Annotated in this window: 4 protein-coding genes and 1 pseudogene; 2 read left to right on the top strand and 3 right to left on the bottom strand. The window is 68.4% G+C overall.

The genetic code is table 11. From position 1 onward, the window contains the following. Nucleotides 1–127 precede the first annotated feature (127 nt). Nucleotides 128–358: pseudogene (locus tag AB0927_RS20890) on the bottom strand (ATP-binding protein); the annotation flags it as partial. Here AB0927_RS20890 and AB0927_RS20895 point away from each other — a divergent pair. Then, nucleotides 254–1,420 (top strand): transcriptional regulator, encoded by a 1,167-nt coding sequence (locus AB0927_RS20895; RefSeq protein ID WP_366669136.1) that lies wholly within the window; start codon nt 254–256, stop codon nt 1,418–1,420. The pseudogene AB0927_RS20890 and the gene AB0927_RS20895 overlap by 105 nt on opposite strands. 235 nt (nt 1,421–1,655) lie before the next feature. Here the strand turns inward: AB0927_RS20895 and AB0927_RS20900 are convergent, their stop codons facing one another. Both AB0927_RS20900 and AB0927_RS20905 read right to left on the bottom strand, forming a co-directional pair. Further along, complete coding sequence (locus tag AB0927_RS20900; RefSeq protein ID WP_366669137.1) at nt 1,656–2,069, bottom strand: PIN domain-containing protein; 414 nt, start codon at nt 2,067–2,069, stop codon at nt 1,656–1,658. Continuing rightward, on the bottom strand, nt 2,066–2,329 hold the full coding sequence (locus AB0927_RS20905; protein ID WP_366669138.1) for a CopG family transcriptional regulator: 264 nt from the start codon (nt 2,327–2,329) through the stop codon (nt 2,066–2,068). Before AB0927_RS20905 ends, AB0927_RS20900 begins: the two co-directional genes overlap by 4 nt. A 279-nt stretch (nt 2,330–2,608) precedes the next feature. Here AB0927_RS20905 and AB0927_RS20910 point away from each other — a divergent pair, with 279 nt between their 5' ends. Then, nucleotides 2,609–5,770: an AAA domain-containing protein gene (locus AB0927_RS20910; protein ID WP_366669139.1), complete on the top strand. Its 3,162-nt coding sequence runs from the start codon at nt 2,609–2,611 to the stop codon at nt 5,768–5,770. Nucleotides 5,771–6,000: the final 230 nt, after the last annotated feature.

Genomic DNA, 6,000 nt, shown 5'->3' on the forward strand with positions numbered 1-6,000 from the left:
GGCTGTCCTGCCTGTTTTTCAGGGACGCGGCGTCGGCTCCTCGGAGCTCTGCCTGGAGGTGGAGTTCGGCGGTCACCGTGCGGCCGGAGTCGTCGCCTTCGACCGTGACCGTGTCGGCGAGGACGGCGACCATGCCGAGTCCGCGGCCGTGGGTGGCGTTGAGGGACGGGTGCTGGACCTCGGGAGCGGTCTTCGAGCGGCCGCAGTCGGTGACCGCGACGGTGATGGTCTGATCCGAGACAGTGAGCCTGACGTGGAAGGTGCCGGCGTCTTCGCCGCTGGCGGTGTGGGTGACGGCGTTGGTGCCGAGTTCGGTGACGATCAGCTCGGCGTCTTCGGAGCGGGGGTGGCCGTTCAGGGTGGCGCGGGTCCAGCGACGCGCGGCGCTGAGTTCTTGCGGGTCTCCGGGGAAAGTGCGTCAGTGGCCGAAGGTGAGGCGCCCGGTGCGAGTCGGCTGCGGTTGGTGCTGAGCGCCGCGCACTCCCTCAAGGCGATCCTCGGGCAGCAGAAGGCATCCCCTGATGTATCCGCGCTGCGGGCTGAGGTCGACCACGCCTGGTCGCTGACGCATCAGGCAAACTACGCCGACCTGGCCGAACTGCTTGAAGGGCTCGTTCCGCGACTGGAGTCGGCCGCCCGGACGGTTCCGGATGCCGACCGCCCCGAACTCTTCCGGCTCCTGGCGGTCATGTACCACACGTGCAGTGGAGCGCTCGCGAATCTGGGGGAGCCTGAGGCGGCCTGGATCGCCGTCGATCGTGCGGTGGTCGCCGCCGAGCGGGCCGATGATCCGCTGTTGATGGCGGCTGGTGAGTTCCGGCTTTCGATCGTCTTCCTCAGCGCGCGTCACTTCGAGCAGGCGGCTCAAGCGTCGGGAAGCGCGGCTGACGCCCTGCGCCCCCTGGCGGAGGCCGGGCAGGTGGAGGCAGTGGCGCTTCGTGGCGCGTTGACCTTGCAGCGGGCGGTGGCCGCGGCCCGGTTGAACCTGGCCGATGAGGCGTACGGCTTCCTTCGTGACGCTCGCGCGATGGCCGAAGAGGTCGGTGACGGGCGTAATGACTACAACACCGAGTTCGGCCTCACCAACGTCGGCTTGCATGAGGTGTCTGTAGCCGTCGATCTCGGAGACGCCGGCCATGCCCTTCGGGCTGCGCGGGCGATTGACGCCTCGGGGCTGTCGCCAGAGCGGCAGACGCGGTTCCAGATCGATATGGCCAGGGCATACGCCCAGCGGCGCCAGGTCGTTGACGCGGTAGCAGCGCTGTTGAAGGCCCGTGAGCAGTCGCCCGAGATGGTGCGGTCCCTGCCGATGGTCAAGCAGCTCGTGGCAGACCTTCTGACCATGAGCCAGCCTCCGTCGGAAGAACTGCGCGCGCTAGCAGGAGAGTTGGGTGTACACGAAGTACGGAGCGGTGCGTGAAGTGCTGGACGGGGACAGTACTTTGAGTGCGGGTTGTAGTGGTGGACGCCCGCGTGCGCCCTTCGTGTCCAAGAGTTGGCGGTGCGGGGCATGCGAACGAGCCGAGCAGAAAGGCGGACCCGCGCCGCCGCGTGAGTGAAGAGGGCCAGGTCCAACACGAGTGATCGCGCGCGGCGCGAGGCTTCCGGCCGGCGAGCTGAGCCGAGCGCCAGAAGGGGTCGTTCCGATAGAGAACTCAAACCTTGATGACCGTCGCGCGCGACCCGCAGAGTGCGGTGAGGTCTTCCGGGTCGGACGTAAGTACGGTGACGGGCCCGGGGGCGGCCAGTGCGGTCGCGCTCAGCATGGCGTCGATCGCGTATTTGTGGCCGTGCAGGCCGGTATCGGCCAGGAGGGCGGCGGCGTGGCGAGCGATCGGCTCGCTGACCGGCTCCACGATGAGACGGGAGAGGGTCCATTCCAGTGCGGGGCGGTTGATGCGCGGGTGGACGACTTCCACCAAGGTGGCTGCGGACGTGATCACGCGCAGGTCATCGGCGCGGGCCAGCGCGAGCCAGGTGGTGACCGTTCGGTCGCGCAGCACAGCCTTGGCCAGTCCTTCGCTGTCGAGCACCAGCGTGCCACCCGGGGTGACGGAGGACCGTGTCACGCCGCGTTCTTCCCCTCGCCGGCCTGTTGTGCGCGTGCCTGGTGCAGCTGATCGCGCAGGGCCTGAACCTCGCCATCGGTGATGGGGCCGTGTTCCGCCTCTGCGACCTGGATGAGTTCATTGAGGTTGTCGCGCTCGATCTGCCGGGCGACGGCGGCGGCGACGTAGGCGGACAGGCCGGAGGGGCCGCTACGGGCGCGGGCGGCGTCGGCGATGTCCCGGGGCATCGTGATCGAGTACTTCTGGGTGGGCTCGCTCATGCTCTCTATGCTACCAAGCATGCTACTGGGGACGAACGCGGCGCGAGTCGCCGTTTGACCTTGGCGAGATTGCCGGTGGTCATGGCCTGGCTGACTTGGTACTACGGGGTCAAGATCCAGGCGGCGCAGTGATAGTGGGGGAACGTGGGCTGGCAGGAAGAAGTTGTCTCGGCGCTGGACGCCTGGGTGGCCCATGAGGGCGTACCTGCGCGGGAGCCACGGTGGCGTTCTCTCGGCCGAGCGGTACGGGGCCGGAAACCCGGGGAGTACGTCGTCGACGTGCGTGGCTCCGACATCGGGACGGACCAGCTCCAGGGCGAGGGCCTGAGGCTGGCCGGACCCGACGAGAACGGCGTCGACGCGGGCTACTCCGTACTCGACGTGTTCAAGGACGGCACCGCTCTTCGGGTGCGCGTGCCGGAGTTCGCGGACCCCGCTGACCCGCATCTGTGGATGAAACCGCAGCCCACCGGATTCCTCGTGAAGGCCCTGCGTGAGGGCCTGGCCGCCCTCACCGACGCCCCGCTGGCCCACCTCATGGCCCGCGGCGAGGCGGGCACCGGCCGGCTGGCCCCGACCGGACCGCCGCCGGGCGTGCTCCTGCCGGCTCAGGACCTCGCCTACCGTGCCTGCACGGGTGAGGGACTGTGGCTGGTGTGGGGCCCGCCGGGCACCGGCAAGACCACGGTCCTCAAACGGGCCATCGGCGACCTGATCGCACGGGGCAAGCGGGTCCTGTTGGTCTCGGCCACCAACATCGCCGTGGACAACGCCCTGTGGGGTGTGGTGAAGGAGCGTCGGCACGCAGACGGCCAGATCGTCCGAGTGGGACCGCCCCACCTGCGGGAGGTCGCGGAGGACGCGAGTGTCTGTCTCACCCTGATGGTGCGCGAACGGCTGGCCGAGACCGATGAACGGCGTCGTGCGGTTGCCGCGCAGCTGGTCGAAATCCGGGATCGGGCACGTCAGTTGGAGGAGCTGGAGCGCAGCCTCGCGGACTTCGATGCAGTGGAACACGCGGCGGACCGCACCCGACTCGACGACCCCGCCCGTACCTCCCAGGCTTTGGAGAGGGCACGCGATCAGGCGCACCGCGATGCCCGGGCGGCGGCGGAGGCTGTCGCACGGCTGGAGAACGACCACCAGTCTGCGGTCGAAAAGCTGAGGGCTACAGAGCAGGCCCAGGCGGACTGGAAGGCGCACGACGAGTATCAGGAACGCCTCGGCCACCTGCGCACGGCGGTCTCCGACCTGGAGGCGAAAGCCCTGCTCGCCGACAGCGAGCATGCGTCGGCTCAGGACCGTCTGGCTGGCCTTGAACAGTTGACGGGTTTGGCGAGGCGCCGGGCCAAGCGTGCCCGGGAAGCGGCGAGCGCTGACCTGGAGACGGCACGCACGAACGCCCAAGAAGCCGGCAGGAAAGCCTCAGCGGCCCGATCTGTCCTTGCCGGCCAAGAGGAATCCGTAACGGCGCGGCTCATGGAGATCCGCGCGCGGATCCCGTTCAGCAAGCAGGAGATCACGGTCCGGCGGACAACACTTCACAAGGTGGCGAAGGACCTGGAGCAGGCCCGCCGCACCCACAGGGTTCTCGCCGCCCGCTGCGCTCCCCTCGTCCGAGAACTCGGCCTCTCGCAGGCCGCCGAGGCACGTGTCGCGGAGGCCGACCGCCTCGGTCACCCCGGGCGCCACGCCCTCGCGGCAACCCTGAAACCCCATGTTGCCGAGGACCAGGAGAACCACCCGGCCCTCGAACGCCGCCACCGTGAACTCCAAGAGGAGTACGACAAACTCGCCCGCGACGCCCAGGGCGAGATCATCCGCGGCGCGAAGGTCGTGGCCACCACGCTCGCCCGCTTCCGCACCACCAAGGCGGTGTTCGAAGGAGAGTACGACGTTGTCCTGGTCGACGAGGCGGGTGCCGCGAATCTGCCCGAAGTCCTCCTTGCTGTGGGCAAGGCCAGGACGACGGCCGTTCTGCTCGGGGACTTCATGCAGCTCGGCCCTGTCCTGCCGAAACTCGACGGCACGAAAAGGCCCGACATCGCCCGCTGGATCCTGCGCGAGGTGTACGAGCACTTCGGCATCGACTCACCAGTGGCTGCCGTCAACCACCCCGGCTGTGTCGTCCTGGACGTCCAGCACCGCTTCGGCCATGACGTCATGAGCCTCGCGAACACCCTCGCGTATGACGGCGTGCTGAAACCCGGCCCCGGCGTCGAGCAGCGTGCCGCGCGGCGCGCACTCGACGACGCGGAAATCGTGATCATCGACACCGACGGACTCCAGAGCCTCGCCCAGGCCCACCGCACGGGCCGCCGCAAGGGGTGGTGGCCAGCCGGCGCCCTGCTCGCCAGGGCGCTGGTCGATCTGCACCGCGAGGACGGCGAAGACACCGGTGTCGTCACGCCGTACCCGGTACAGGCGGAAGCCACTCTGGAGGCCCTGCGGGATCACGAGGCAACCGGCGGCCAACTCGCCGAAGTCGGGACGGCCCACCGGTTCCAGGGCCGTGAGTTCCCCGTCGTCGTCTTCGACACTGTAGAGGACGACTACGGCGACGGCCTGTGGATGTCCCAGGCCACTCGGGCCCCCGAGGCGACAGCCTGGGCCCGCAACGGCGTACGGCTCTTCAACGTCGCCGTCACCCGCGTACAGACCAGGTTGTACGTCATCGGAAGCCGCAGTCGCATCCTCGCCGCGGGTGAACAGACGGCCATGGGCAAGCTCGCCGCACTCATCCACGACCGGCGTGCCAAATGGGTCCCGGCGACCCAGCTCGTCGCCCCCGGTGGACAGCCTGACATCCCTCTCGGCCCGTTCAGCACCCGCCTCGCCGACGTCCTTTCGCGCCACGTGGAAGTCACCGACGTCCATGACGAGATCTCCTTCTACGAGACGTTCGCCGACCGCCTGGCCGAGGCCCGCACCTCACTGTGGATCTGGTCCCCCTGGACCGCGAAACGCTTGCTCAGCCTCCTCCCGGTGCTGGAGGACGCGGTACGCCGCGGAGTGCGCGTGACGATCTTCGTTCGCGACCCCTACGACAGTGGCCAGAAGAAGCAGTCCCACCTGGTCAAGCAGCTGCGCACCGTGGTCTCCACCGTCGTCCCCGTCAACGTCATGCACCAGAAGATCGTCGTCATCGACGAGCACACGGTTCTGCTGGGCAGCCTCAACTCCCTCTCGCAGAGCCGTTCTCGCGAGGTGATGCTGACCATCAAGGGTGGCCACTTCGCCCGCAAGATCCTCACCCACGAACACGCGGAGGACTTCGCGAAGCCGCCGCGGTGTGGTTCGTGCCGGGGCGACGATGTGGACCTGCGGCGTCGTGGCGACGGCTCCTGGTACTGGAGATGTTTCAACCGAGCGTGCCCGGCACGACGTGGCTCCCGGGCGTGGGAAGCACCAGTGCGGTTCGGGAGGGGGCGCCGACGCTGAGCCGGGCAATTCGCTCCGCAGGCGGGACGTTCGTCAGCAATATGTGATCAGTCGCCCCGCCGCCATGGCGCGCGAGGTCGCCGCGGATCATGGGAGCCTTCAGCCACAGTAACGGGAAAAATCTCTCGTAATCGTCTAAGGGCTGTCCCGTAACTGCTGGTCACGGGTGAGATGATCTCGCTGTGTCTGGTGTGATCACGGCGTCGGAGCCCTCCTGGATAGCCCCGTTC

The organism is Streptomyces sp. NPDC048106 (assembly GCF_040706415.1).
GTDB lineage: Bacteria > Actinomycetota > Actinomycetes > Streptomycetales > Streptomycetaceae > Streptomyces.